Genomic DNA, 26,431 nt, shown 5'->3' with positions numbered 1-26,431 from the left:
AGGGTGCTCCGTAGGATCCGTTGGGGAAAGTCAGACGCGTTCGACGACGGTGGCGATGCCCATCCCGCCACCCACGCACAGCGTGGCGAGGCCGTACCGCTTGTCCTGCCGCTCCAGTTCGTCCACCAGCGTGCCGAGGATCATGGCGCCGGTCGCACCGAGCGGGTGGCCGAGGGCGATGGCACCGCCGTTGACGTTGACCTTGTCCAGCGAGATCCCCATGTCCTTGACGAAGCGCAGCACGACCGCGGCGAACGCCTCGTTGATCTCGACGAGGTCGATGTCGTCGATCGTCAGCCCCGCCTTGGCGAGCGCCTTACGGGTGGCGGGCGCGGGGCCGGTCAGCATGATCGTCGGCTCGGAGCCGGACACCGCGGCGGAGACGATCCGTGCCCGCGGCCGCAGCCCGTACCGCTCGCCGACCTCCTTGGAACCGATGGCGACCAGTGCCGCGCCGTCCACGATGCCCGAGGAGTTGCCCGCGTGGTGGACGTGGTCGATCTGCTCGACCCAGTGGTACTTCTGGAGCGCCACGGCGTCGAATCCGCCGAGTTCGCCGATGTCCGCGAAGGACGGCTTCAGCTTGGCCAGGGAGTCGGCCGTCGTACCCGGCCGCATGTGCTCGTCGTGGTCGAGGACGACAAGGCCGCTGCGGTCCGTGACCGGTACCACGGACTTCTCGAAGCGGCCGTCCTTCCAGGCGGCCGCGGCACGCTCCTGTGACAGGGCCGCGTACTCGTCGACGTCCCGCCGGGAGAAGCCCTCGATGGTGGCGATGAGGTCGGCGCCGATGCCCTGCGGCACGAAGTTGGTGGCCATGTTGGTCATCGGGTCGGCGAACCAGGCGCCGCCGTCGGAGGCCATGGGCACCCGTGACATCGACTCCACGCCGCCCGCCAGGACGAGGTCCTCCCAGCCCGAGCGGATCTTGGCGGCGGCCATGTTGACGGCCTCGAGACCGGACGCACAGAAGCGGTTCTCCTGGACGCCCGCCACGGAGTCGGGCAGTCCGGCGGCGATGGCTGCGATACGGGCGATGTCGGAGCCCTGGTCGCCGACCGGGCCCACGACACCGAGCACGATGTCGTCGACGGCGGCCGGATCGAGGTCGGGGAACCGCCGCCGGACCTCGTGGATGAGTCCGGTCACCAGGTCGATGGGCTTGGTGCCGTGCAGGGCGCCGTTGGCCTTGCCGCGACCGCGCGGGGTGCGGATCGCGTCGTACACATACGCTTCGGTGCTCACTGGTAAGCCTTTCGGGGAGGGTCAGCCGAGCAGGGAACGTCCGATGATCTCCTTCATGATCTCGGTGGTCCCGCCGTAGATGGTCTGGATGCGGCCGTCGGTGAAGGCCCTGGCCACGCGGTGCTCCGTCATGTAGCCGTAGCCGCCGTGCAGCTGGAGACAGCGGTCCGCGACCCGCTTCTGCAGTTCGGTCGCCCACCACTTGGCCATGGAGGCGTGCACGGCGTCGAGTCCGCCGTCCGCGTGGTCGGCGATGCAGCGATCGAGGAAGGCGCGGGTGACGGCGCACTCGGTCGCCATCTCCGCCACCTCGAAGCGGATGTGCTGAAGTCTGGCGAGCGGCCGCCCGAAGGCCTCGCGTTCCTTCACGTACTCGGTGGTGATCTCCAGCAGGTGCTCGGCAGCGGCGATACCGGCGACGGCGATGTTCAGCCGCTCCTGCGCCAGGTTCGTCATCAGGTGCCTGAAGGCGCCGTGCAGGTCGCCGAGCAGGTTGTCCTTGGGCACCCGCACGTCGTGGAAGAACAACTCGGCCGTGTCCTGCGCCTTCTGGCCGATCTTGTCGAGGTTGCGGCCGCGTTCGAAGCCCTCCGCCCCACGCTCGACGACGAGCAGCGACAGCCCGTGCGCCCCGCCCTCGGGAGTCGTCTTCGCCACGACGATCACCAGGTCGGCGAGGATCCCGTTGGAGATGAAGGTCTTGGAGCCGTTGAGCAGCCAGTGGTCGCCCTTGTCCTCGGCCCGGGTCCTTATGCCCTGGAGGTCGGAACCGGCCCCTGGCTCGGTCATGGCGATTGCCGTGATGATCGAGCCGTCGCAGAAGCCGGGCAGCCAGCGGCGCTTCTGCTCCTCGGTGGCCAGGCCCGTCAGATACGGGCCGATGATGTCGTTGTGCAGCCCGATCGCGAGCCCCGAGGCGCCGGCGCGCGTGAACTCCTCCACCAGGACGGCGCTGTAGCGGAAGTCCGGGGTGCCGCCGCCTCCGTACTCCTCCGGTACGGCGAGTCCGAGCAGCCCCTGCTTCCCGGCCGCCCGCCAGACGGCGCGGGAGACGACGCCGTCCCTCTCCCACCGCTCGTAGTGCGGCAGCACCTCCTTGGCGAGGAACACGCGCACGGTCTCGCGGAACGCCTCGTGCTCCGCGGTGTAGATCTGCCGCTTCATGGGGTGCACGTCCTCCTCGCAGCCGGTTCCCGGCGGTTTCGGCCGGCCGGGCCGGATCCCGGCCCGGCGGCGCGATGTTCAGCATCTCGATCCCGGTGGCGCGCAGGGCCCTCGACACGCGCCTGGACACAGCTTCCCGGCTCGCGGAGGAGGTCGGCAGGGACGGCGAGGCCGGTTCGCACGGTCTCTTCGAGCCGGCGGACCTTGTCGACGGACTGCCGAGGGGCCGCCGTGCGGCCGAGAAGGGTCGTGGACGCCATCAGCCGCCGTCCCGGAGCAGTCTGGGCACGTCCCACTCGCGCGCCACGTCCGCGGTGCCGGCTCCGGGCCGCGCGGGTCCGCTGCGCACCGACGCGGGGGTGGCGGAGAAGCGCGGTGCGGGGGCCGGCTGGGTGATTCCGCCGTGCTCGGTGAAGGTGCCGCGGGCGGCGAGATGGGGATGCCCGGGGGCTTCGCGCAGCGAAAGGACGGGGGCCACGCATGCGTCGGAGCCTTCGAAGACCGCCGTCCACTCGTCGCGGGTGCGGGTCTTGAAACATGCCGCGACCTGCTCCCGCAACTCGTCCCAGCGGGTGACGTCCTCGCGGTCCGGAGCCCTGTCCCCGATGCCGAGCAGGGCGACGAACTCCTCGTAGAACTGCCGCTCCAGGGCACCGACCGCCATGTACTGCCCGTCGGCCGTCTCGTAGGTGCCGTAGAACGGGCAGCCGCCGTCCAGCAGGTTGGCGCGGCGACGGTCCTGCCAGCCGCCGGCGGCGAGCATTCCGTGGATCATCGAGGACAGATGTGCCGTGCCGTCGACGATGGCCGCGTCCACGACCTGGCCGGTGCCCGTCGCACGCGCGTGGTGGAGCGCGGCGAGCAGGCCGACGACCAGATAGAGGGAACCGCCCGCGTAGTCGCCGACGAGGTTCGCGGGGACTGCGGGTGGCGCGTCGGGGTCCCCGATCATGCCGAGGGTGCCGGTGAGGGCGATGTAGGCGATGTCGTGTCCGGCGCGCGGGGCGAGCGGCCCTTCCTGACCCCAGCCGGTCATACGGCCGTAGACGAGGCGTGGGTTGCGGGCGTGGCAGGTCCCGGGGCCGACACCGAGGCGTTCGGCCACGCCGGGCCGGTAGCCCTCGATGACGATGTCGGCGCGTTCCACCAGCTCGAGCACCGTGGCCGCGCCGTCCGCGGTCTTCAGGTCGACGATCACGGACCGCTTGTTCCGGTTGGTGACGTCGTACGCGGGATCGATCGCGAGCCCTGTTCCGTTCGGACGGTCCACACGGACGACGTCGGCGCCGAGGTCGGCCAGGAGCATGGCCGCGAACGGGCCGGGCCCGATGCCCGCGAGCTCCACGACGCGCACGCCGGCGAGGGGGCCGTGCCCCGGCGTCCCTGTCACTGCCATCTGGCCCCCAGGTACGTGACACAACTGATGTGACATCGATGATGTTATGAACGGGCGGCGGGAGGGGCAATACCCTCACGAGCAAGCGCTTAGTCAAGTGCGTCACAGAGACCGCCGGCTCGCCCGCGCACCCACCTCCTCGTCCGACCGCTCACCGCTCACGCTAGCCTCGGCCACCGACAACGGCGCGGGCGGAGAGGTGTCATGAGCAGGCTGAAAACGGATCGCGCGTACGACATCGTGCTGTTCGGAGCCACGGGCTTCGTCGGCGCGCTGACCGCGGAGTATCTTGCCGCGCACACCCCCGAGGGAGTGCGCTGGGCGATCGCGGGCCGCAGCGCCGAGAAGCTCGAGCGGCTGCGGGAACGGCTGCCCGGCGGCAGTGACCCGGGTGTACTCCAGGCGGATGTCTCCGATCCGGAATCGCTGCGCGCTCTCGCCCGCCGCGCGCGGGTGCTGGCCACCACCGTCGGCCCCTATCTGGAGTACGGCGAGGAACTCGTGGCCGCCTGCGCCGACGCGGGCACCGACTATCTGGACCTGTCCGGTGAGGCGGAATTCGTCGACCTCATGTACGTGCGGCACGACGCACGCGCGCGGGAGACCGGGGCTCGGATCGTGCACTCCTGCGGGTTCGACTCCGTCCCGCACGACCTCGGGGCGTACTTCACCGTGCGGCAGCTCCCCGAAGGGGTGCCGCTGACGGTCGACGGGTACGTCCGGGCGCAGGCCATGTTCTCGGGCGGCACCTTCGCCTCCGCGCTCGGCCAGCTCGCGCGGGGACCGCAGATGCTGGCCGCGGCCCGGGATCGCGGACGCCACGAGCCGCGCCTGCTGGGCCGCCGGGCGCAGGCGCCGCTCGGCGCACCGCGCTTCGCCAAGGAGGTCGGGGCGTGGGCGCTGCCGCTGCCCACCATCGACGCCCAGGTGGTGCGCCGGTCGGCACGGGCGCTCGAGCAGTACGGGCCCGACTTCCGCTACCGGCACTACGCGGCCGTCGAGACCCTGCCCTATGCGCTGGGCGGCGTCGGGACCGCGGGCGCCCTGTTCGCGGCCGCCCAGCTGCCGCCCGCCCGGCGTTGGCTGTCCGGGCGGCTGCGCCCCGGAGACGGCCCGAGTACCGAGCGGCGGGCCAGGAGCTGGTTCTCGGTGCGGTTCGTGGGTGAGGGCGGCGGGCGGCGCGTGTTCACGGAGGTCGCGGGCGGCGACCCGGGGTACGACGAGACGGCCAAGATGTTCGCCGAGTCGGCTCTGTCTCTGGCCCTGGACGACCTGCCGTCCACGTCCGGCCAGGTCACGACCGCCCAGGCGATGGGTGAAGCGCTGATCGACCGGCTCTGCGCGGCGGGCATCACCTTCCGAACGGCGGACCGCCGCTAGGACCCGTCGTGGCGGACGCGTGTGCCACGCCCCGCGACGCCGGCGTGATCCGAACGACAGGCCCCGGTGCCCTACAGAGGCCAGGTGAGGACGGTGTAGATCATCCCGCCCGTCCAGGCGAGCCCGGTGAAGACGGCGAGGAGCAACGCGACCCGCACGCCGCGCTCGACGGGCGCGGCGGGTTCGTTCGTGCTCTCGGGGGCGCGATGTGTCGTCATGCGCCCAGCCTCCGGGCCGGGACGACCCGGCCGCATCCGTACGGATACTCAGTTCCCGTACTCGGGCGACCGGCCGCCGGGCCGGGCGACCGCCTCCTTGAGCGCCTCCCGGCACAGGGCGTCGGCACGTCGGGTCGATTCGGGTACGCGGTACTTCGGCGCGAGCGCGAGGGTGTGGGCGCAGGCGGTGTCGAGGCTCACCCGGTGTCCCACGGAGACGAACACCGGCTTGACGCCCGCCTGGGTGCGCACCGCCCGGCCGACCTCGTCGGCACCCGCGAGCAGAGGGGCCGTGCTGCCGCGCGGGGCGGCCGGCTCCACGTAGGCGAAGGTGAACGGGTTCTTGGCCACGCCGACAGTGGGCAGCCCGGTGAGCACACCGAGGTGGCTGGCCAGGCCGAAGCGGCGCGGATGAGCGAGGCCGTAGCCGTCGCAGACGACCAACCCGGGGTCCTGGTGCAGAGCCTCAAGCGCCGCCAGGACCGTGGGGATCTCACGGAACGCCAGCAGTCCGGGGACGTACGGGAAGGAGACCCTGCCGACGGCGGTGGCCTGCGCGACCACGGCGAGCGTGGCCGCGTCCAGGACCACGGCCGCCGCCGCGACCGCGCCCCGCTCGTCGTCGTAGGCCACGTCGACCCCCGTCACCCGGCCGGTCCCGGGCGGCGGCCCCGGCTCGTCGAGGACGACCCGGTCGCGCAACTCGTCCTGTACGGCGCGTGCTTGCGCTTCTGTAGTGGGCCAGTCCTCGGGGATGCGTACGGTCGTCATGATGGTGTCGAGCGTACGCATCCCCCCGCTCCGCCGTCACGCGTCGCCCAGAGTTCCGCCGAGGCCGGCGTCAGGGCTCCAGCCGGGCCACCCGACCCTGCTCGCCGGAGGCCCAGCAGCCCAGATCGGCGGCGCAGTCGACGGTGTCGAAGGAGCCCGGGTCGACGGTTCGCCAGGTGCGCCCGCCGTCCGTGGTGAGATCGGTACCGGTCGGGCCCACGGCGAGCGCCGTGGTGCGGCTGTGCGGGAGCCAGGTGACGCCGGAACGGTAGGCGGGCGGCGGCTGGGCCGCCGGCGTCCAGGTGCGGCCGCCGTCCCCGCTCACCGCCGCCGCCATCGGCGAGGCCTGGTCCGCGCGGTAGTCTCCGCCGACCGCGATGCCGTGGGTGCGGTCGCGGAAGGCGAGTGCGAACACGCCGCGGGCGGGATCGCCCGCAGGGACGGGTGTGCCGGCGGCCTTCCAGGTCAGCCCGCGGTCGGCGGAGTGCAGTACGCGCGCATGTGCACCGCCGCCCGTGGCGATCCACACGTCGCGCGGCCCCGAGGTGACCAGGCACTGGCCGCCGGCCGCGAACCCGGCCTCCCCCTCCTGGGCATCGGGCATCCCGGCGCTCGGCAGGACCTTCCAGGAACGGCCGCCGTCGCTGGTGGACAGGATGCGGAACCTTCCGTCGACGGGATCGCTCATGGCCAGGCCGTGACGCCGGTCGAAGAAGGCGAGGCAGTCGTAGAAGGCCTTGGTGTCGGTGTTGCGGAAGGTCTCGGTCCAGGTCGCGCCCCCGTCCTCGGTGCGCAGGACCCGGGAGGCCTCGCCCTCGCCGATGGCGAGGACCACCGCGCGCCGCGCGTCGAACGCCTGGACGTCGCGGAACTCCAGGTCCCCGGCGCCCGGCGGGGAGACGTTCCGCCAGTGCGCGCCGCCGTCGGCGGTGCGCAGCACGGTGCCTCCGGACCCGGCCAGCCACGCGGTGTCCCGATCGACCGCGGCCAGCCCGCGAAAACGCGCCGCGGTGCCGCTGTCCTTGAGCTCCCAGTGCGGCGCCGGCCGCGACGCCCCGTGCGCCTGCGCCGGTGCGACCGACAGCGCGGCCAGCGCGGCGGCACACACTCCCACGGCCATCATCCGGCCCGAACGCTTCGTGTTCCCCATGCCCGTCATGGCGCGCGAAGCTAGCCCACCGCCACGGCCCCGTCCAGATGGCCGTACCCGGGAACCGCACCGATGCGCACGGAGTCCTCCTGAGTGACCCGCGAACCACGGGCCGAAGCCGTCGAGCTCCTGTGGATCACCTCACTGGCATGGACTCGGTGACAGAGGTCACTCGCCGTTCATGTGCACGGAATCGCCGCTTCCATCGTCTCTTCAAGTGCCGTGTCACATCCGCCCGAAGTCCGTTCAGCCGTCACAAGGGAGCAAGGCGTTGTCCACCCTGATCGAGCAGCCAGTGGAGGCCCGGCTCGTCGCCGCTGCGCCGCGCATGCAGAGCATTCCTGCCACGCTCCACTACGACCGGCGCGACCCCTTCGCCGTCCGCATGACCTTCCCCGCCCCGGCCACCCTTGAGGGTGTGGAGGTCTGCTGGACCTTCGCACGTGAACTACTGCGCGCGGGTCTGGAGGGATCCGAGGGCCACGGAGACGTCCGGGTGCGGCCGTACGGCTACGACCGCACCGTGGTGGAGTTCCACGCCCCGGAGGGCACCGCCGTGGTGCACATCCACTCGGCCGACGTCCGGCAATTCCTGCAGCGGACCGCGGAACTGGTGCCGACGGGCCTGGAGCATCTGCAGATGGACCTGGACCACGACCTGGCGGAGCTGATGCGGGACGCCTGATCGGGGCCGCCTCCGGAGGGTCCGGCCGTCGGGCGGCCGCACCCCCCTTGGGGCAGGGCGCGCACGGCCGGACAGCGTCCTGGAGGGCTAACGACCGCCGCCCAGCAGCCCGTTGAGGCTCGTGTAGTCGGCTCCGCCCGCGAGGGCCCCGTACGTCCCCGCGCCGAGCAGCTCCCGTGCGGCGCGCAGGACCAGACCGTGGACCGCCTCGGCGAGGGCCGATCCGGCGCTGATCCGGGCGACGCCGAGGGCCGCCAGTTCGGCGACGGGGGGCGTGCTGGCGCCGACCAGCACGTTCAGCGGACCCTCGATGCCCTCGGCGAGCGCCTTCACGGTCACCGGGTCGACGGTCCCCGGCACGAAGACGCCGTCCGCCCCGGCCGCGAGGAAGGCGGCCGCTCGCTCGAGGGTGTCGCCCAGTCCCCCGGCACCGCGCAGATACGTGTCGACGCGGGCGTTGACGAACAGCGGTACCCCCGCCGCGTCGGCGGCCGCACGCGCCGCGGCGATGCGTTCGACCTGCTCGTCCACCGGGCGCAGCGGCGCGCCCGGGCCGTACAGGCCGTCCTCGATGTTCACACCGACGGCGCCCGCCGCGAGCACCTCCCTGATCGTGTCCCCGACGCCCGCGGGGTCGTTCGCGTACCCGGTCTCGATGTCCGCGGTGACGGGCACGGCCACCGTGTCCGCGATGCGGGCGACCGCGGCGAGGGCGTCGGCCCGGGTCAGCCGGTCGCCGTCGGCGGCGCCGAGCTCCCAGGCGACACCGGCACTGGTGGTGGCGACGGCCGCCGCGCCGGCCTCCTCGACGAGCCGCGCGCTGGCCGTGTCCCAGGCGTTGGGCAGGACGAGCGGACGGCCGGGCACATGGAGGGCACGGAAGGCGAGAGCCTGCCCGCCGGGAAGAGTCTCGGAGGTCATGGGGACGAGCCAACCAGGACCACCGGTCGGAGTCCGGCAGGTTTCCGACAGGTACGTGCCGCCGCGAGGGGGATCAGCCCGCCGCACCCGCCGCGACCAGGGCCGAACGCACCTCGTGGACGACCCTGTGCAACGCGGGCGAGGCGGCACCGGCGCGGTCCGCCAGCGCCTCGATGCGCTCCCGGTGGCGTTCCCGCTCCGCCTCGGTCGCCACCGTGCGCAGTCCGGCCGCGGCGGCCAGCGGCACGAGGGCGGCGTCACGGTCGGAGACCTCCGTGACGGGTGCCCCGCCCGCGAGCACCCGGCGCGCCTCCTGCTGCAGTGCTTCCACGGCCCGCACGTCCCGCAGTTCGTGGTCCGCGGGCGGCAGCAGCCCGAGCGCCCTCTTCTTCCCGGCGCGCAGCAGGCCTTGCGTGACGAGCCCCGCGCGCACGGCGTCCAGGGTGATCCCGGTGTGCAGGGTCACCCAGGTGCTCCAGAGACGGGGCATCGACTCCTCGACGAGTTCGAGGAGCCCGTCGAGGACGGGGTCGCCCGTCTCGGCGTCGAGGTCGGCGGGGGTGGCGACGCCCTCCACGTCGACCAGCAGACCCCGCTGCGCCAGTTCGGTGAGGGCACCTGCCCGGACGAGGTTTCCGATACCGGCCGCACCGGTGAGGCAGGGCCCGGAGATGTCCCAGGCCAGCAGATACAGCTGGGCGGGCAGCGAGGTGGAGCCGTGGGACACGAGGCCTCCTGGCGCACGGTTCGGGGGGAGCCGTCCGGTCCGCGCACACAGTGGCCGCGGGGCCGGACAGGGGTCGTGATGCGGGTTTTAATCCGTTGACACTCCTCGTACCCGTTCCTACGGTGTTCAGCGGTCCTGTTGCCGTCGATAGGAGAAGGACGTTGCTCGTCTGAGGTCATGAGACACCGCGTCACACAGCGCTGTCCGCGCCTGTGTGCGTCGTGTGCGACCTCGGCGTTCGAGCCGTCCGTCCTCCGGTTCGGGGCCGTTTCCCGTTCCCGGACCGTCGCCCCTTTGCGGTGTCTCACACGCGTTGCCTTTGTCCACTCCCAGCAACCGCGAGGCCCGTATGTCACAGACCCCCTCACTCACCTGCACGTCCCTGTCCTTCTCCTGGCCCGACGGGACGTCCGTCTTCGACGACCTCCAGATCGCGTTCAACGGCGGCAGGACGGGACTCGTCGGCGTCAACGGATCGGGCAAGTCCACCCTGCTGAAACTGATCGCCGGCGAACTCGTGCCGTCCGCCGGAGCGGTGCGCGTCACCGGCGACGTCGGCCTTCTCCCGCAGAACGTCACCCTCGACACCTCCCTGAGGGTCGACGAGGCGCTCGGCATCGCCGCGACACGCCGGGCACTGCACGCCGTCGAGGCGGGCGACGTGTCCGAGGAGCACTTCACCGCCATCGGCGACGACTGGGACGTGGAGGAGCGCGCCGAGGCGACGCTCGGCGAACTCGGCCTCGGCCACATCGGTCTCGACCGCACCATCGGCGAGGTCTCCGGGGGCGAGTCCGTCCTGTTGCGGCTGGCCGCTCTGCTGCTGCGACGGCCCGACGTGCTGCTGCTGGACGAGCCCACCAACAACCTCGATCTGTACGCGCGCCGGCGTCTGTACGCGGCGGTCGAGGCGTGGTCGGGGGTCATGGTCGTGGTCAGTCACGACCGGGAGCTTCTGGACCGGGTCGACCAGATCGCGGATCTGCGCTCCGGGGAGGTCACCTGGTTCGGCGGCAACTTCTCGGCGTACGAACAGGCGCTGGCCGTGGAGCAGGAGGCGGCGGAGCGCACGGTGCGCGCGGCCGAGGCCGACTTCCGCAAGCAGAAGCGCGAACTGGTCGACGCCCAGGTCAAGCTGGCCCGCCGCAAGAAGTACGGCCAGAAGATGTGGGACCAGAAGCGTGAACCGAAGATCGTCATGGGGGCGCGCAAGCGGGCGGCGCAGGAATCCGCCGGCAAGCACCGCATCATGCACGAGGAGAGGCTCGCCGACGCCAGGGAACGCCTCGACGAAGCCGTCGAGGCGGTACGGGACGACGACGAGATCCGGATCGATCTGCCGTACACGGCGGTGCCCTTGGGGCGGTCCGTGCTGACGCTCAGGGATCTGGAGCTGACCTACGGAGCGCGCGTGGAGGGCACCTTCGAGCTGCGAGGTCCCGAGCGGATCGGTCTGGTGGGGCGCAACGGGGCGGGCAAGACCACCCTGCTGCGCACGATCGCGGGCGAGCTGGCACCGCTTGCGGGCGAGGCCACCGCGCACGTCCCGATGCGTCTGCTGCCGCAACGGCTGGACGTCCTCGACGACACGCTGACGGTGGCGCAGAACGTGGCGCGGTTCGCCCCGGGGGCCACCAACAACCGGATCCGGGCCCGGCTGGCCCGCTTCCTGTTCCGTGGCGCGCGGGCCGACCAGCCGGCCGGGACGCTCTCGGGCGGCGAGCGCTTCCGCGCCGCCCTGGCCGCACTGATGCTCGCCGAGCCCGCGCCGCAACTGCTGATCCTCGACGAACCGACGAACAACCTCGACATGGCGAGCGTGCGGCAGCTCACCACGGCCCTGGAGTCCTACGAGGGAGCGCTGATCGTGGCCGGCCACGACATCCCGTTCCTGGAGTCGATCGGGATCACCCGTATGGTGCTGCTCGACGGAGAGCTCAAGGAGACCTCTCCCGAGGCACTCGGAGATCCCGACCGTCGCCCGTGAACACGATTGGCGGCCCGTGTATCGGGCAGGCGACAGCCGGAACCCGGGGCTTTGTCCCCGGGTTCCCGGCCTGCATGATGGCGGGCAAACTTTCAGCCGAGACGGAGTCCCACGTGCCCAGCAAGAAGGCCCTCATCCGCCGACCCAGCCCACGCCTCGCCGATGGACTGGTGACCCACATCGAGCGGGAGAAGGTCGATCCCGATCTCGCGCTCGAGCAGTGGGAGGCGTACGGCGAGGCGCTGCGTACGCACGGCTGGGAGACGATCGAGGTGGATCCCGCCGACGACTGCCCCGACTCGGTGTTCGTCGAGGACACGGTCGTGATGTACAGGAACGTCGCCCTGATCGCCCGGCCCGGGGCTGAGTCACGACGCGACGAGACCGACGGGGTCGAGGAGGCGGTGGCCCGCCTCGGCTGCTCGGTGAACTGGATCTGGGAGCCGGGCACTCTCGACGGCGGTGACGTGCTGAAGGTCGACGACACCCTCTACGTCGGCCGCAGCGAACGCACCAACGCGGCCGCCGTCCAGCAGGTGCGCGCCGTGTTCGAACCACTGGGCGCCCGGGTCGTCTCGGTACCGGTCACCCGGGTGCTGCATCTGAAGTCGGCGGTCACCGCGCTGCCCGACGGCACCGTCATCGGTCATGTGCCGCTGGTGGACAAACCCGCGCTCTTCCCGCGTTTCCTGCCGGTCCCGGAGGAGTCCGGTTCGCACGTCGTGGTCCTCGGCGGGGGCAGACTGCTGATGGCGGCCAGCGCCCCCAAGACGGCGGAACTGCTCGCCGACCTCGGCCACGAGCCGGTGGTCGTGGACATCAGCGAGTTCGAGAAGCTCGAGGGCTGCGTGACATGCCTCTCGGTGCGCATGCGGGAGCTGTACGTCTGACCGCTGTCTCCGCGTCCGTCACACCCGTGGGGCCTACGCCGCACGGGAGTTCGCCATGCCCGAAAACGGGGCCGGAACCGGTGGCGGAGACCCGCACGGGCACCGGTGGAGCAACTGGCCTTACAGCGCGCTTAACCTACGGGTTCGTAACCTACGGCTTCGTAGCCTACGATCCCGTAGGTTCCGGTACGCCGGTTTACCTCAGTGTCCCCCTGGAGTTCCTATGACGATCACTTCTTCCCGCCTCGACAGCGCCTCCGTCTGGACCGACGCCCGGCTGCTGTACGCACTGGAGGAAGTGGTCGAAAGGGAACTGAACCGCCATCTGAAGGCGGCCAAGGACTGGATGCCGCACGAGTACGTGCCCTGGACCGACGGCCGCAACTTCCCCGGCTTCTTCGAGGACGGCGCGGCCTGGGAGAAGGACCAGTCCAAGGTGACCGAAATCGGCCGGATCGCCCTGGTGGTGAACCTTCTGACGGAGGACAACCTCCCCAGCTACCACCACGAGATCGCCACGCTCTTCGGCCGCGACGGCGCCTGGGGCACCTGGGTGCACCGCTGGACCGCCGAGGAAGGGCGGCACGGCATCGTCATGCGCGACTACCTGCTCGCGTCCCGCGCGGTCGACCCCGACAAGCTGGAACAGTTCCGCATGTCGCACATGAGCGAGGGCTTCGAGTCGGACAACCGTCACTCGATGCTGCACTCCGTCGCGTATGTCGCGTTCCAGGAGCTGGCGACCCGCATCTCGCACCGCAACACCGGCCACCAGTCCGGCGACCCGGTCTGCGACCGGATGCTGGCCCGTATCGCGACCGACGAGAACCTCCACATGGTCTTCTACCGGAATCTCCTCAAGGCCGCGTTCGAGATCGCCCCCGACATGACCATGGAGGCGGTCCGGGACGTCGTCGTGAACTTCCGGATGCCGGGCCACGGCATTCCCGGCTTCGAGCGCGCCGCGGCGCAGATGGCGATCGGCGAGGTCTACAACCTGCGCATCCACCACGACGACGTGCTCCAGCCCGTACTGCGCTTCCTGAAGGTCATGGAGATCGACGGCCTCGGCCCCGAGGGGTGCCGCGCCCAGGAGGAACTGGGCATGTTCATGGGCGGACTGGACGCCGAGGCGGCGAAGTTCGACGAGAAGCTCGCGGCCCGCAAGGCACGGATGGCGGGGCGGGGCCGGGCGTGACCCCGTGCGCGGCGCAGCGCCGCGCAAGTGCCGTCGGCCCCGGCACGGTTGGTGGCCGACGGCAGGAACGTCAATGCAGAGGCAGAACGTTTCAGCACTAATCGCCAGGCCGCGCCACCCTTTCCTCGGGGTGGAATTATCTATCAGCATGAATATGCCGGTTGCGCGTCCCCTCCCGGACCCGCGACCGGCGCTGTCCCTGTCGGACGCCTGGTCGCCGGGTGGCGCCCCTGGAGCGGGTCATGAGGAATGCGATGTGGATGCAGGGCGTGGAGTGGCTGGCCGCCGCCGCGCCGGACCCGCAGGCGTGCAAGCGGGAGTGGGAACGCGGTGAGGGCACCGTGCTCCTGGAGGCCGGGCGCCACTGGGACGTGGTGAGCGTCCCCCGGCAACTGGGTCTGCTCGCGCTGGACATCCTGTGGTACGCCCCGTTGCAGACCCCCGGACCGACCCTGGTGGACTCGGCGGCGCACCGGGTGGGCTTCTTCGTGCCGCCGGACCCCGCCGGCCACTGGACCGGGGCCGACGTCCGCCACGCGAGCAAGGGTTCATGGGTCGCGACGCCCCCGCCGTACCGGTCGGCGGGCTCGGTGGAGTGGATCGTGCCGCCCGACGGAAGCGGCACCCTGCATCCGCCTCTCACCCTGGAGCTCGCGCTGCGCCAGGCCAATGAGACGCTCGCCGTACTGGCCCCCGTCAGCACGGACTGAGCGCAAAGGTCCCCGGTCGGCCCGATCCGCGCCGACGCGGGGGCGGCGCACCCCCGGGCACGCTCCTGCGCACGCGGGTCGGCCGGCGCACGCCGTCACCACGGCGCGCCCCGACGATGCGCGTCTCCTGCGGCCGCCTCATTGCGGTCGGCCGCTACGCCGCCTCGTAGTGGTGTGCGTCCGCGCCGCGCCACTTGACCCACGACGGATCGTCGAGCACGTCCTCGGCATCGGGCAGCCCGGCGCGGCCGAGGAACTCGATCAGGTCCTCGTCGGAGAAGGCCATCCCCAGGCTCTCCCCGCGCGTGGTCACCCGACGGCCACCGGTGCCGGACGGCGGATGAACGATGACAGGGGCCCTTCCGGACATACCTCCAGGATCGTCCCGGGCGCCCCGCTGCGCATCCGGACGGACGGCGCGGGCCACGACCCGGCTTCGTACCCGGCGGTCTTCAGGGACGCCCGCCGGGTCCGGCGGCGAGGCCCGCGCGGGCCTCGCCGCCGCGCTCACCGACCCTCGACGGCACCCCCGTACCCATCGCCGGACCGGTGGATCTCATCCGTTCTCCTCCGACCGCCGCAGACGCAGCCGCTCCTTCTCGGACAGCCCGCCCCAGACCCCGAACCGTTCGTCGTTGGCGAGCGCGTACTCCAGGCACGCGGAGCGGCTGTCGCACAGCGCGCAGATGCGCTTCGCCTCCCGCACCGAGCTGCCGGGCTCGGGGAAGAAGAAGTCTGCCCCCGTCTGCGCGCACAGCGCCTGCTCCTGCCAGGCGATGTCGGACGCGGTGATCGCTTCGATGTGCATGGCGAAATCGTGTCGCTCGGCGACAAACGTTCGATCAACGCGTGATCAACGGCCCGTCCGGGGTTCCCGCAGCACCCGATGATGTCCCGTGCCGGCCGGCCCGCGCACGGCGGCGCGCGGAGAAACTTCGCCGGACACCGGCGGCGTGCGTCGGCCCCCGCGTACGTGGACTTTCGCGCCGTCCCGGCAGCGCACGCCGGTGCGCAGTGCAAGACTCGGCAGTGCAGGCAACGGGAACCTCGAAGGATGCAGTCATGCTCACGACCCGTTTTGTCAACGGCGCCCCGAACTGGCTGGATGTCGGCACCTCCGACATCGACGGGGCCATCTCCTTCTACCGTGATCTCTTCGGCTGGCAGTTCCGGTCGGCGGGACCCGGCTCCGGGGGCTACGGCTTCTTCCAGCTCGACGGAAGGACCGTCGCCGGCGGTATGCAGACCACCTCCGAACAGGGCGCGCCGTCCTGGACCGTCTACTTCCGGAGCACCGACGCCGAGGCCACCGCCAAGGCCGCCGAGCAGGCGGGCGGCAGCGTGCTGCTCCGGCCCATGGACGTGTTGGGCGAGGGCCGCATGGCCATCCTCGCCGACACCGCCGGTGTGCCCTTCGGCATCTGGCAGCCGGGGCGGACCCAGGGGGTCGACGTGGCCGGGGAGCCGGGCTCACTGTGCTGGATCGAGCTGTTCACACCGGACATCGCCCGCGCCGCCGCGTTCTACCGGAAGGTGCTGGGCTGGGAGACCGAGGGCGTGCCCTTCCCCGGCGGTACGTACACCTGCATCAACCCGGACGGCGGCAGCCCGGAGACCGGGTTCGGCGGACTCGTACCGCAGGCCGACGATCCCGTGGATCCGGAGTCGGGCGCATACCTGCTGCCGTACTTCGAGGCCACCGACACCGACGCCGTCGCACGCGCGACTCAGGAGCGCGGCGGCACCGTCCTGATGCCCCCGACGGATGTGCAGGGAGTGGGCCGCATCGCGCGACTCTCCGATCCGTACGGAGCTCGGTTCGCGGTCATCACGAGCGCACCGCAGGAGCCCGGCCAGGGCTGACGAAGTCCCGGTCGTCCAGGTGCGCAGGCCGGGAACCCCCGCCTCGCGCATCTCTGCCCGTTCGGCATTCGACGCCGTCCTGCCGCCCGCGCCCATCGGCGAGCACCGTCGGTTCTTGAAGGCGGACAATTTTCGAGAGCGCTCTCAGTCATAACTCTTGACGCCTCAACCGCCCCTGGGAACAGTGGAGCTCCGCAGGGACACGCCCCCCACGGCCGCCCCTGCGCTCCCCCCACACCCCCAGGAGACGCCTCGTGATATCGCGTCGTGTGTTTCTGACCGGAGCCGCCGCCGCCTCGACGGGGATCGGCGCACTCGCCTCCGGCATCGCCCAAGCGGCTCCCGCGACCTGCCAACTCGCCCTGCACAACGCCTCGTTACCGGGCACGGTCCGGGCGTACGTCACCGGGCACGAGCAGTCGACCGGCGCCTGGATGCTGCTGCGGGCCGACGGCAGCGTCTACCGGCCGACCTCCCCGCCCGCCCCGCAGACCCCGCTGCCCGTCGACTGCTCCATCCCGCTCGGACCGGCGGGTTCCCCGGCCACGGTGCTGACTCTTCCTCAGATGTACGGCGCCCGGATCTACTTCGTGCGCGACGACACCCTCGCCTTCTTCCTCAACCCGGGCCCCGCCCTGGTCGAGCCGGCCTTCGCGACACCCGCCGACGCCAACTACGGCAAGACCTGGTCGTTCTGTGAGTTCACCTTCAACTCCGCCCAGCTGTACGCGAACATCAGCTATGTCGACCTGGTGACCGCGCTCCCGATCGGGCTCACCCTGGAAGGCGACGCCACGCACACCGTCGCTCCCCTGCCCGACGGCGCGGTGGGCAGGATCGCCGCCGACCTCACGGCGCAGGCCGCGCGGGACGGGCAGCCGTGGGACCGGCTCGTGGTCCGCGGCACGGGCGGAGAGGTCCTGCGCGTCATCTCTCCGCAGAACCTCATGGCGCCCTACTTCGACCAGCCCGACAGGATGCCGTTCCGCGACCTGTGGAGCTCCTACATCGACGAGGTCTGGCAGAAGTACCGTGCGGCCGACCTCAGGATCGATCTGCAGGGCGGACGCGGTGTGTTCACCGGCCGGGTCAGCGGTGACACGCTCACCTTCACCGGGGGGCACTCCTTCGCCAAGCCCACCTCGAAGGACGTCTTCACCTGCAACCACGGCCCGTTCGCCAACAACCCGGGTGACCCCGACGACAAGAAGGGCCTCCTCGCCCGACTCGCCGCCGGTTTCAACCGCTCACTGATGCTCACCCACCCCGACCAGCCGAACGGTGCCGGCAGCGCCGACTACTACCAGGGCTCGGTGACCAACCAGTGGGCGCGGGTGGTGCACGCCAACTCACCGATCGGTTATGCGTTCCCCTACGACGACGTCCGCCCTGACGGTCAGCCGGACGTGTCGGGCACCGCGAACGACGGGAACCCGCGGCGCTTCACGGTGACCGTCGGCTCATGACGCACCGACCGGTGGTTCAGGCGGACGCCCGCCGCACCAGCGTCGTCGGCAGCACGACGCCGGACCCACCGTCCGCACCCGGCCCGTCGTCCAGGGGCGTACCGCGTCGGTCGAGGGCGCGCAACAGCAGTCCGGCCATCAACCGGCCCATTTCCTCGATGTCCTGACGGATCGTCGTCAGGGGCGGGTCTGTCTGCTCGGCGACCGGAAGCATGTCGTCGAAGCCGACGACGGCGACGTCCTCGGGCACCCGGCGTCCCTGCGCACGCAGTACGCGCAGGGCGCCGGAGGCGGCCAGGTCGTTGGCGGCGAAGACGGCGTCGAGATCCGGGCAGCGCTCCAGCAGCAGCCGCATGGCGCGTTCGCCGCCGGCCGGGGTGAAGTCCCCTTCGGCGATCAGACGCGGATCGGCGTCGACCACGACGTCCCGGAAGCCGTCGAGCCGGTCCACCGCGGAGGTCTGGTCCAGAGCGCCCGTGATGTGCGCGACGCGGCGGCGGCCGAGTCCCACGAGATGCCGCACGGCCTCGCGGGCCCCGCCCCGGTTGTCGCTGTCCACGTACACACTGCGGTTGCCCTCGCCCCAGTCGGGCCGCCCGCCGAACACCGTCGGCACCCCGGCGCGCTGCACCAGCTCCGGCAGGGGGTCGTCCAGGTGCAGTGAGAAGACGAGGGCGCCGTCGACATGACCGCCCGCGAGATAGCGGCCGACCCTTGCGTGGTCGGCGCGGCCCTCCGTGAGCAGCAGCACCAACTGGGAGTCGTGCGCGGTCAGTTCCTTGCTGATCCCGCGCAGTTGCAGGGCGAAGAACGGGTCGGCGAAGACCCGGGTCTCCGGTTCGGCGATCACCACGGCGACCGCGTCGTGCCGTTTGGTCACCAGGCTGCGGGCCGCCTGGTTCGGCACATAACCGAGTTCCTCGACGGCGCGGCGGACCCGCTCGACGAGCGGCTCGCGCACCCCCTCACCACCGTTCACGACCCGGGACACGGTGGCCCGCGAGACACCGGCACGCGCGGCCACGGCCTCGAGCGTGGGGCGGGGCGCGGTCTCGGTCACTGCGGGACTCCTCCTCGGCGGCTGCCGATCAGGATAGCCCGCAAGGCCCATGGCGCTGAGAGCGCTTTCCGGCGCGGGCGCCCGATCACGCCTCCGCCGTCGCACGCCGATGGGTGACGGGTGCGGCAGCGCCCGCGGAGCAGGCGACTTCAGCCGATCGCCACCGGGTGGTAGCGCAGGTTCACGGCCGCGGAGCGGTCCTCGCCGTTGAGCAGTTCGAGCCGGACCGGGACGCCGCCGGGGTTGTCGAACAGCCGGATCCCCTCGCCGAGCAGTACCGGCACGATGTGCAGGTCGACCTCGTCGATCAGTCCGCGCTCGAGAAGCTGACGGCCGATCGTGGGCGAGAAGACCTCGAGGTTCTTCCCGCCGGCGGCCTCCAGCCCGATCCGGACCGCCTCCGCCACATCGCAGTTCAGGAACGTCACACCGTCGACGGGCCGCGCGTCCTCGGGATGGTGCGTCAGGACGAAGAGCGGCCCCTTCCACGCGCCACCGTAGACGGCGGCGGCGTCGGGGCGGGCGTCCCAACCGTTCCGGCCGCCGAGGACGGCACCGGTCGTCCCGGTGTACTCCTCGACGAGACCGGGCCGGACCGAGAAGCCCGTCATCCAGTCCATCGAGTGATTCGGCCCCGCCACGAACCCGTCCAGCGACATGGTGAAATGCCACAGCACCTTCGCTCCGGCGGTCTGCCGTTCCGTGTCCGCAGGCGAGCGGCGCACCGCAGGGCCGGTGCGCCGCGGGGTCCTCGAGGCGTCCATGGTCGATCCTCTCGTCGGGCTTCTCCCTCGCCTCGTAGACCCGGCTTCTCCTCGAAACTCATCGCGTCCGGCACGGCTCGGCGGCGTCACACGATCGGGCTGGACGGACCTGAGGATGCCCGGACTCGGGACCGGTGAGGATTCGCCGACACAACGGGCCTTCTCGAGCGCGAACGACAGACGCTAGTGCTCGTGCGCCACGTACGTGGGAATCGTCCCGTCCGCCCTCTTCACGATGAAGAGGCCCACCATCCCGTGGTCGGCGTGGTGTTGCACATGGCAGTGGTACATCCAGGCTCCGGGTCCGACGTGCTCGCCCGCGAGCACCTGGAAGCCGAAGGAGTCCCCGGGACCCACGATCCTGTTGTCGATGATCTGGCTCGGGTCGTCGGGCCCGGTGAGCAGCCCCGTACGGTTGTGGGCCCAGCGATGACCGTGCAGATGGAACGTGTGGTACAGGTCGCCGTGCGTGATCATCACGAACTCGACCCGCTCCCCGACGATCGCCGGCAGTTCGGGGCCTTCGTGCTTCTGCTGGTTGATCATCGTCTCGTTGAAGACGATCGTGAAGGTCCTGTCGGGGAGCAGATCGCCCGCGCGGCGCACGATCACCGGCCCGTACAAGCCCTTGTGGATGCCGCCCGTGCCGTGTTCCGTGCCCACGACATGGTCGTGGTAGTGCCAGTAGCCCGCGCTGCCCTCACGCCAGGTCCCGTCCTCGCGGCGTCCGGGGGTGTGCGTGCGCCAGGTGTAGACGCGTCTGCCACCAGGCGCCACACTGCTCCGGGACGTCTTCGTGCCGTCGTCGTTGATCGCGTAGTCGAGTCCGTGCACATGGAGACTGGCCGCGACGTCCATGGTGTTCACGAACTCGATGTGCAGCGTGTCGCCTTCGTTGATCTCGATCAACGGGCCGGGGACGGTCGCCTTGCCCCGGGCGAAGCCGTAGCCCATCCGCCCGTCTCTCAGCTTCTCGGCGTACATCGTGATGCGTCTGACCTGGCCGCCTGCGGGCGCTGTTCGCACGCGCTTGTCGACACCGACGGACTCCGGGCCCAGTGTCATCGATGTCGCGACGGCTGTACCGCCCAGCAGCATGCTCCGGTGGAAGCTGCGTCTGTCCATGGCGGGTTCCCCCATCCTGTACGGGAATTCACGGAGACGGGCCGCCGGATAGAAAAAGCGACAGTAGCGGCACAGCGTGATTTTATGCTCACGACTGGCCAAATTCGTAGTATTTCGGTCATACCTCTGGCCGAGTCGTGGCGAGTCCCGTTGCGGAGCAGTCCGCCGCTCAGGGGGAGGCGGAGCCCTCGGGAGGCGCCGCGTCCCCCGGTCCGTCGGACCCGCCTGGGCCGGCCGGCGCGTCGGACTTCCCGGGCTTCTTCCCCGGTCCGCCCCGACCCTCGGTGCTCACCGGCTTTCCCTCCCGCCGCGCGCGGCTCGGCTGCACCCGTTTGGGCTCACCCGGCATCTTCGGATACTCGGGCGGATAGGGCAGGTCGCCCAGGCCGTGGTCGTGCTCGTCACGGCGGGCGAGTTCCAGGAGCGCCTCGAGGGAGTAGGCGTGGTCGTCCATGTCGGCGTGGACGTCGCCGAGTTCGGCGAACCGCCGGGGCATGGTCTCCAGGTCGAAGTCGCGGGGCGCCACGTCGTCGACCTCCTCCCAGCGCAGCGGCGCGGACACCGGGGCGCCGGGGCTCGGTCGCACCGAGTAGGCCGAGGCGACGGTGCGGTCGCGGGCGGTCTGGTTGTAGTCGACGAAGATCCTCTCGCCCCGCTCCTCCTTCCACCAGGCGATGGTCACACGCTCCGGCATCCGCCGTTCGAGCTCGCGCCCGACGGCGATGGCTGCGCGGCGCACCTGGGTGAAGGTCCAGCGCGGTTCGATGGGTACGAACACATGCAGTCCCCGGCCGCCGGAGGTCTTGGGCCAGCCTCGCAGCCCGCCGAACTCGTCCAGGACGGCACGCAGTTCGTGGGCGGCCCGCACCGCGTCCGTGAAGTCGGTGCCGGGCTGCGGGTCGAGGTCGATGCGCAGTTCGTCGGGGTGGTCGACGTCGTCGCGGCGCACCGGCCACGGGTGGAAGGTCAGCGTCCCGTACTGCGCGGCCCAGACGACGGCGGCCGCCTCGGTGGGGCACATCTCGTCGGCCGAGCGGCCGCTGGGAAAGGTGATGTGGGCGGTGGGGATCCAGTCGGGCATGTTCTTGGGCGCCCTCTTCTGGAAGAAGGACTCGCCCGACACGCCGTCCGGGTAGCGCTCGAGTGTGGTGGGCCGGTTGCGCAGGGCCCGCAGGATCCCCGGACCCACGGCCATGTAGTACTGCGCGAGGTCGAGCTTGGTGAAGCCGCGTTCCGGGAAGAAGACCTTGTCCGGGCTGGACAGCCGTACCGTCCTGCCTGCCACCTCCAACTCCACCGCATTGCCCATGCGTGCCACGGTAGGCCCGGGGACCGGCCCCCGCACACCGGGCGAACCGCATCACATGGCAGGAGAATCGAAGACATGGATCTGCCGGTGATGCCGCCCGTGAAGCCGATGCTCGCCAAGGCCGTGGCCGTGATTCCGCCGGGCATGCAGTACGAGGCCAAGTGGGACGGGTTCCGGGCGATCGTCTTCCGCGACGGCGCCGAGGTCGAACTGGGCAGCCGCACGGGAAAGCCTCTGACCAGGTACTTTCCCGAACTGGTCGAGGCACTGCGGGAGCGGCTGCCCGAGCGGTGCGTACTGGACGGCGAGATCGTGATCGCCCGGGAGGGGCATCTCGACTTCGACGCGCTGACGGAGCGGATCCATCCGGCCGACTCCCGGGTGCGGATGCTCGCGCAGAAGACCCCGGCCTCGTTCGTGGCGTTCGATCTGCTGGCGCTGGACGACTCCTCCCTGCTCGAGGTTCCGCTGAGCGACCGGCGCGCCCTGCTGGAGAGGGCGATGTCCGGGCTGACGCCGCCCGTGCACCTCGCGCCGGCGACGACGGACCGGGCCGTGGCGGAGCAGTGGTTCCGGCAGTACGAGGGCGCGGGCCTGGACGGAGTGATCGCCAAGCCCCTCACGCTTCCCTACCGGCCGGACGAACGTGTGATGTTCAAGGTCAAGCACGAGCGCACCGCGGACGTCGTGGTGGCCGGGTACCGCTTCCACAAGAGCGGTCCGGTCGTGGGCTCGCTGCTGCTCGGGCTGTACGACGACCGGGGCGCCCTCCAGCACGTGGGGGTGGCCGCCGCGTTCACGATGAAGCGGCGCGCCGAGCTGGTGCAGGAGCTGGAGCCGTTGCGGATGGACGAGGTCGCGGGGCATCCATGGGCCGCGTGGTCGGACGAGGTGGCGCACGAGACGGCGAGGCTGCCCGGCGCGCCGAGCCGCTGGTCGGGCAAGAAGGACCTGTCCTGGGTGCCGCTGCGCCCCGAACGGGTGGCCGAGGTGGCCTACGACCACATGGAGAACGGAGCGCGCTTCCGGCACACCGCGCGCTTTCGTCGCTGGCGCCCGGACCGCACCCCCGAGAGCTGCACATACGCGCAGTTGGAGGAACCGGTGCGCTACGACCTCGCGGAGATCCTCGGCACCACGGACTGACCCGCACCGACGCCGAGCCTGCCAACGCCCCCCCATCCTTGCCCCTTCTCAAAACGATCGTCCCCACAAGGCACGCGAACGGAAGAGAACGGGTATGGGCATCGATGAACTTATAAGTGCACAATCGATGGCACAGGCGTGATGGAACGGTGGGCATGGGACAGATTGCGCGAATGCGGCGGGCTGCGGCGACGGCGGTGCTTCTGACCGTCGCCCTGACGGGCTCCCTGCTGGCGGGCTGCACATCGCAGGCCGACAGGTCCGACGCCCGGGGCGGGCGGTCGGGGCAGCCCCCGCAGAACAGCACCAAGGCCCCCGCCGCCTCGGCCACGTCCGCCGCACCTGCCGGCCCGCTGCTCGCCGTGAAGATCGACAACGTGTCGGCGGCCCGCCCCCAGACGGGCCTGGACCAGGCCGACATCGTCTACGCGGAGCAGGTCGAGGGCGGTCTGAGCCGGCTGATGGCGGTGTTCGCGACCAAGCTGCCGCCCGTGGTGGGACCGGTGCGCAGTGCCCGCGAGTCGGATCTGGAACTGCTGCGCCAGTTCCACGATCCGACGCTCGCGTTCTCCGGCGCCCAGCACAAACTGCTACCCCTCATCAACAAGGCGCCGCTCACCCCGGTGCCGCCCGAGAAGAACTCGGGCGCCTACTTCCGCGGCGACGGCAAGGTCGCGCCGCACAACCTCTTTCTGCGGCCGCGGCGGCTGCTCCGGTCCGCGCCCGGAACCGCGGCTCTGACGACCGGGTTCCGGTTCGGTTCCGCGCCGTCCGGCGGTACTCCCGAGAACACACGCACGGTCCGCTTCCCCTCGGCCCGCTTCACGTTCAACTGGTCCGCACAACGGCACCGCTGGCTCGTGTCGATGGACGGCACGGCGACCGTGACGGCGGACGGCACGCGGGTGGCCCCGGCCACCGTGGTGGTGCAGTACGTACGGGTGCGCGCCTCACGCTTCCACGACGTCCTCGGCAACAACTCGCCCTACTCGGAGAGCGTCGGTTCCGGCAGGGCCCAAGTGCTGCGCGACGGAAAGGCATTCGACGCCCGCTGGCAGCGGTCGTCCGCGACGGGGGGCACCCGGTTCACGACGGCCGACGGCGCGCCCTTGAACTTCGCGAAGGGGCAGGTGTGGGTCGTGCTCGCGACGGCCTGACCCGGCCGCACGAGGCCGGCGCCCTACGCCCGGCGGCCGAGCCGTCGCTCGATCGCGGCGGCCGCGTCCTCGCGTGCGGGGGCCAGCGCCCGGCGGCCCTCCTCGACGGACTCGAATCCCAGGGCCGCCGCGATCGCCTCCCAGGCGACGCCTCCTTCGAGCAGCGCCTCCACGGCGGCACCGACGGCGACCACCGCCGCCCGGCGGGCCCGGTCCAGTTCGGTGAGCGTGCGGAGCAGTTCCGGTGCCGTCGCGGCCCCCGCGAGTCCGCTCTGCGCCACGTGCCGCGCCTGGTCGGCGGTGACCCACCAGTCGGCGGAGGTGCGCGAGGCTGGGGTGACGACGGTGCGGTCCACGGTGGTGCCGCCTTCCTTACGGGTACGCATACAGGGCGCTGCGGACAGGTGCAGTCTAATCCGACGTTCCGGACTGCGGCGCTCCCGGTCCGCTGAACGGACCACCTCCGCGGGCTCACTCCTCGAACGGCAGCCCCACCAGTGACAGCTCACGCGCCGCCACCCGGAGTCCGTCCGCGAAGCGCCGTACACGCTCGTCGGTGAAACGGGTGCTGGGGCCCCCGAAGGAAAGAGCCGCGTCCGGCGCCCCGTCGCGGCCGCGCACCGGCACGGCCACCGCTGAGAGGCCCTCTTCGTACTCGCCGTGGCTCGTGGCGTAGCCGAGGGCCCGTGCCTCCTCGATCCGGGCGCGCAGCGTCTCCAGATGGGCCGCCCCGTACGGTGAGGTCCCGGCGACACGGCACAGCAGGGCCTCCGGGGCGTCCAGCAGCAGCGCCCTGGAGACGCCGCCCGCCCACAGCGGAAGTTCGTCCCCGATCCGGACGACCTGGCGCAGCGACTGCGGCCCCTCCTCCTGGGCGATGCAGATGCGGCGGATGTCGCGGCGCACGTGCAGGTGCACCGTCTCGCCGTGCTCGGCGGCCAGCTCCCGCAGGATCACCCCGGCCGCGGGCGGGAGCCGCCAGGCCTGCTCGGCCAGCCGCGACCAGCGCAGCAGAGCGGGGCCCGCCAGATGGCGGCCGTGTTCGTCGAGCCAGAGCAGCCCGTTGAGCCGAAGCGTCCCCAGCAGGCGGAGCACGGTGGTCTTGGGCAGCCCCGACTCGGTGGCGATCTCACGGATCGACAGGGCGGGACGGCCTTCGTCGAAGAGCTGGAGGATGTCGATCGCCCGCTGCACGCTTCTCATCCCGACGCGTTCCGACTCGACCGCCATCGCTGATCCTCTCGATCCGGGAACCGCGCCACGGCCCGGCTGGACCCCCTTGCACCTGCACGGTACTGCCCGGCGGACTTCGTCAGGCTTCCGCCGCCGTGAGGGGTGTCGCAGGGTTGCGCAGCCCCTCGGCGGCCTCCGAGACGCGCCGGATGAGATCGAAGAACACGGACTGCTCGTCGGCGGAGAGAGGGGCGAGGAAGACCTGGTTCATCCGTGCCGTGCGCACGATCAGCCGGCGGTGCGTCCGCACCCCCTCGTCCGTGAGCCGCAACAGGAAACGACGGCCGTCCTGCGGGTCGCGGACCTTGTCCAGGAGGTCCCGGCGGCTCAGCCGGCTGATCACCTCGGCGACGGTCGACCGGTCCAGACCCACGCGCTCCCCCACGGTGCGCTGATCGAGGCCGGGCTCGGCGACGAGCGCGTTGAGGACCGCGAACTGCGGCGAGGTGATCTCCTCGGAGACCATCGTGTTCCACAGCAGGTAGTGCGCCTGCTGCAACCGCCGGGCCAGGTGCCCCGGATGGGTGGAGAGATCCACCGCGGCCATGTGCGCTCCCCTGGTCGTTTTGATTCGTGCACTGAACGATAGCCGGTGATTCGACGGTGGTCCCATCTCGGGGTGGCGCAGTACCTTGTGTCTCATCAAGGGCCTTGACGCCTCTCTGCCGACGGTGGCAGCGTGAGAGCCATCTCGCAGAAATGCTCCGTGTGCTGATTAATTGCGGGTCGGAACGCCAGGAAGAGATGAGGCTTCGCGGATGGACAAGGTGGTCGCCACGGCCTTGGAGGCGGTGGCCGATGTGCCGGACGGTGCGTCGCTGGCGGTCGGCGGGTTCGGGTTGAGCGGTGTTCCGAACGTGCTGATC

Annotated in this window: 28 protein-coding genes; 11 read left to right on the top strand and 17 right to left on the bottom strand. The window is 71.2% G+C overall.

Annotated features, from left to right (window positions below; genetic code table 11):
• Window positions 1-30: 30 nt before the first annotated feature.
• From ADL25_RS29915 to ADL25_RS29905, 3 genes are all read right to left on the bottom strand, one after another.
• Window positions 31-1,245: an acetyl-CoA C-acetyltransferase gene (locus tag ADL25_RS29915; protein WP_059130990.1), complete on the bottom strand. Its 1,215-nt coding sequence runs from the start codon at window positions 1,243-1,245 to the stop codon at window positions 31-33.
• A gap of 21 nt (window positions 1,246-1,266) precedes the next feature.
• A complete protein-coding gene (locus ADL25_RS29910) occupies window positions 1,267-2,409 on the bottom strand; it encodes an acyl-CoA dehydrogenase family protein (protein ID WP_059130989.1) in 1,143 nt (380 codons plus the stop codon).
• Window positions 2,410-2,668: 259 nt separating this feature from the next.
• The gene (locus ADL25_RS29905; RefSeq protein WP_059130988.1) at window positions 2,669-3,805 is read right to left on the bottom strand and encodes a CaiB/BaiF CoA transferase family protein; all 1,137 of its coding nucleotides are present in this window, start codon (window positions 3,803-3,805) and stop codon (window positions 2,669-2,671) included.
• 204 nt (window positions 3,806-4,009) lie between these two features.
• On the opposite strand from ADL25_RS29905, the gene ADL25_RS29900 reads away from it, so the two are divergent.
• Window positions 4,010-5,185, top strand: a complete 1,176-nt coding sequence (locus ADL25_RS29900) for a saccharopine dehydrogenase family protein (protein ID WP_059130987.1) — start codon at window positions 4,010-4,012, stop codon at window positions 5,183-5,185.
• A gap of 71 nt (window positions 5,186-5,256) precedes the next feature.
• Here ADL25_RS29900 and mmpA read toward each other — a convergent pair whose 3' ends face one another.
• From mmpA to ADL25_RS29885, 3 genes are all read right to left on the bottom strand, one after another.
• Window positions 5,257-5,403: a morphogenic membrane protein MmpA gene (gene mmpA, locus ADL25_RS29895; protein ID WP_181923209.1), complete on the bottom strand. Its 147-nt coding sequence runs from the start codon at window positions 5,401-5,403 to the stop codon at window positions 5,257-5,259.
• A gap of 48 nt (window positions 5,404-5,451) precedes the next feature.
• Window positions 5,452-6,174 (bottom strand): endonuclease V, encoded by a 723-nt coding sequence (locus tag ADL25_RS29890; protein WP_059131023.1) that lies wholly within the window; start codon window positions 6,172-6,174, stop codon window positions 5,452-5,454.
• Window positions 6,175-6,244: 70 nt separating this feature from the next.
• Window positions 6,245-7,294 (bottom strand): WD40/YVTN/BNR-like repeat-containing protein, encoded by a 1,050-nt coding sequence (locus ADL25_RS29885; protein ID WP_059131022.1) that lies wholly within the window; start codon window positions 7,292-7,294, stop codon window positions 6,245-6,247.
• 301 nt (window positions 7,295-7,595) lie between these two features.
• On the opposite strand from ADL25_RS29885, the gene ADL25_RS29880 reads away from it, so the two are divergent.
• The gene (locus tag ADL25_RS29880) at window positions 7,596-8,009 is read left to right on the top strand and encodes an SsgA family sporulation/cell division regulator (RefSeq protein ID WP_059130985.1); all 414 of its coding nucleotides are present in this window, start codon (window positions 7,596-7,598) and stop codon (window positions 8,007-8,009) included.
• Between the two features lie 87 nt (window positions 8,010-8,096).
• Here the strand turns inward: ADL25_RS29880 and ADL25_RS29875 are convergent, their stop codons facing one another.
• Window positions 8,097-8,930 (bottom strand): isocitrate lyase/PEP mutase family protein, encoded by an 834-nt coding sequence (locus ADL25_RS29875; protein WP_059130984.1) that lies wholly within the window; start codon window positions 8,928-8,930, stop codon window positions 8,097-8,099.
• A gap of 73 nt (window positions 8,931-9,003) precedes the next feature.
• A complete protein-coding gene (locus ADL25_RS29870; protein ID WP_059130983.1) occupies window positions 9,004-9,657 on the bottom strand; it encodes a GOLPH3/VPS74 family protein in 654 nt (217 codons plus the stop codon).
• A gap of 349 nt (window positions 9,658-10,006) precedes the next feature.
• Between ADL25_RS29870 and ADL25_RS29865 the strand changes: the two genes are divergently transcribed.
• The 4 genes from ADL25_RS29865 (at window position 10,007) to ADL25_RS29850 (ending at window position 14,442) form a co-directional block, all read left to right on the top strand.
• Entirely contained in the window at window positions 10,007-11,644 is a 1,638-nt protein-coding gene (locus ADL25_RS29865; protein ID WP_059130982.1) for an ABC-F family ATP-binding cassette domain-containing protein, read from the top strand.
• Between the two features lie 113 nt (window positions 11,645-11,757).
• A complete protein-coding gene (gene ddaH / locus ADL25_RS29860) occupies window positions 11,758-12,534 on the top strand; it encodes a dimethylargininase (protein WP_059131021.1) in 777 nt (258 codons plus the stop codon).
• A gap of 223 nt (window positions 12,535-12,757) precedes the next feature.
• Window positions 12,758-13,732: an acyl-ACP desaturase gene (locus ADL25_RS29855; RefSeq protein ID WP_059130981.1), complete on the top strand. Its 975-nt coding sequence runs from the start codon at window positions 12,758-12,760 to the stop codon at window positions 13,730-13,732.
• Window positions 13,733-13,974: 242 nt separating this feature from the next.
• The gene (locus tag ADL25_RS29850; protein WP_059130980.1) at window positions 13,975-14,442 is read left to right on the top strand and encodes a hypothetical protein; all 468 of its coding nucleotides are present in this window, start codon (window positions 13,975-13,977) and stop codon (window positions 14,440-14,442) included.
• A 154-nt stretch (window positions 14,443-14,596) separates the two neighbouring features.
• On the opposite strand, the gene ADL25_RS52280 is transcribed toward ADL25_RS29850, so the two are convergent.
• Both ADL25_RS52280 and ADL25_RS29840 read right to left on the bottom strand, forming a co-directional pair.
• Window positions 14,597-14,728, bottom strand: a complete 132-nt coding sequence (locus ADL25_RS52280) for a hypothetical protein (protein WP_374202911.1) — start codon at window positions 14,726-14,728, stop codon at window positions 14,597-14,599.
• A gap of 270 nt (window positions 14,729-14,998) precedes the next feature.
• On the bottom strand, window positions 14,999-15,250 hold the full coding sequence (locus ADL25_RS29840; protein ID WP_059130978.1) for a WhiB family transcriptional regulator: 252 nt from the start codon (window positions 15,248-15,250) through the stop codon (window positions 14,999-15,001).
• Window positions 15,251-15,504: 254 nt separating this feature from the next.
• On the opposite strand from ADL25_RS29840, the gene ADL25_RS29835 reads away from it, so the two are divergent.
• Together ADL25_RS29835 and ADL25_RS29830 are read left to right on the top strand one after the other, a co-directional pair.
• Window positions 15,505-16,305 (top strand): VOC family protein, encoded by an 801-nt coding sequence (locus ADL25_RS29835; RefSeq protein ID WP_059130977.1) that lies wholly within the window; start codon window positions 15,505-15,507, stop codon window positions 16,303-16,305.
• A gap of 254 nt (window positions 16,306-16,559) precedes the next feature.
• Complete coding sequence (locus ADL25_RS29830; protein WP_059130976.1) at window positions 16,560-17,771, top strand: glycoside hydrolase family 64 protein; 1,212 nt, start codon at window positions 16,560-16,562, stop codon at window positions 17,769-17,771.
• Window positions 17,772-17,787: 16 nt separating this feature from the next.
• Here ADL25_RS29830 and ADL25_RS29825 read toward each other — a convergent pair whose 3' ends face one another.
• The 4 genes from ADL25_RS29825 to ligD all read right to left on the bottom strand — a co-directional run bounded on the left by ADL25_RS29825 (window position 17,788) and on the right by ligD (window position 22,029).
• On the bottom strand, window positions 17,788-18,831 hold the full coding sequence (locus ADL25_RS29825) for a LacI family DNA-binding transcriptional regulator (protein WP_059130975.1): 1,044 nt from the start codon (window positions 18,829-18,831) through the stop codon (window positions 17,788-17,790).
• Window positions 18,832-18,980: 149 nt separating this feature from the next.
• Window positions 18,981-19,595, bottom strand: a complete 615-nt coding sequence (locus ADL25_RS29820) for a dihydrofolate reductase family protein (RefSeq protein ID WP_059130974.1) — start codon at window positions 19,593-19,595, stop codon at window positions 18,981-18,983.
• A gap of 183 nt (window positions 19,596-19,778) precedes the next feature.
• Window positions 19,779-20,720: a multicopper oxidase domain-containing protein gene (locus tag ADL25_RS29815; protein ID WP_059130973.1), complete on the bottom strand. Its 942-nt coding sequence runs from the start codon at window positions 20,718-20,720 to the stop codon at window positions 19,779-19,781.
• 169 nt (window positions 20,721-20,889) lie between these two features.
• Window positions 20,890-22,029, bottom strand: a complete 1,140-nt coding sequence (gene ligD / locus ADL25_RS29810) for a non-homologous end-joining DNA ligase (protein WP_079050653.1) — start codon at window positions 22,027-22,029, stop codon at window positions 20,890-20,892.
• A 75-nt stretch (window positions 22,030-22,104) separates the two neighbouring features.
• Here ligD and ADL25_RS29805 point away from each other — a divergent pair, with 75 nt between their 5' ends.
• Window positions 22,105-23,175, top strand: coding sequence for an ATP-dependent DNA ligase (locus ADL25_RS29805; protein ID WP_059130972.1), 1,071 nt, complete (start codon window positions 22,105-22,107; stop codon window positions 23,173-23,175).
• 155 nt (window positions 23,176-23,330) lie between these two features.
• Window positions 23,331-24,332, top strand: a complete 1,002-nt coding sequence (locus ADL25_RS29800) for a DUF3048 domain-containing protein (protein ID WP_059130971.1) — start codon at window positions 23,331-23,333, stop codon at window positions 24,330-24,332.
• 23 nt (window positions 24,333-24,355) lie between these two features.
• On the opposite strand, the gene ADL25_RS29795 is transcribed toward ADL25_RS29800, so the two are convergent.
• From ADL25_RS29795 to ADL25_RS29785, 3 genes are all read right to left on the bottom strand, one after another.
• On the bottom strand, window positions 24,356-24,718 hold the full coding sequence (locus tag ADL25_RS29795; RefSeq protein WP_147318054.1) for a hypothetical protein: 363 nt from the start codon (window positions 24,716-24,718) through the stop codon (window positions 24,356-24,358).
• Window positions 24,719-24,803: 85 nt separating this feature from the next.
• Window positions 24,804-25,562: an IclR family transcriptional regulator gene (locus ADL25_RS29790; protein ID WP_059130969.1), complete on the bottom strand. Its 759-nt coding sequence runs from the start codon at window positions 25,560-25,562 to the stop codon at window positions 24,804-24,806.
• 82 nt (window positions 25,563-25,644) lie between these two features.
• Entirely contained in the window at window positions 25,645-26,112 is a 468-nt protein-coding gene (locus tag ADL25_RS29785) for a MarR family winged helix-turn-helix transcriptional regulator (RefSeq protein WP_059130968.1), read from the bottom strand.
• Between the two features lie 211 nt (window positions 26,113-26,323).
• Between ADL25_RS29785 and ADL25_RS48395 the strand changes: the two genes are divergently transcribed.
• The coding region (locus tag ADL25_RS48395; protein WP_319114327.1) for a CoA-transferase at window positions 26,324-26,431 on the top strand (108 nt) is incomplete at its 3' end.

The organism is Streptomyces sp. NRRL F-5122 (assembly GCF_001507435.1).
Lineage (GTDB): Bacteria > Actinomycetota > Actinomycetes > Streptomycetales > Streptomycetaceae > Streptomyces > Streptomyces lannensis.
This window is presented reverse-complemented; position numbering and strand designations above follow the sequence as displayed.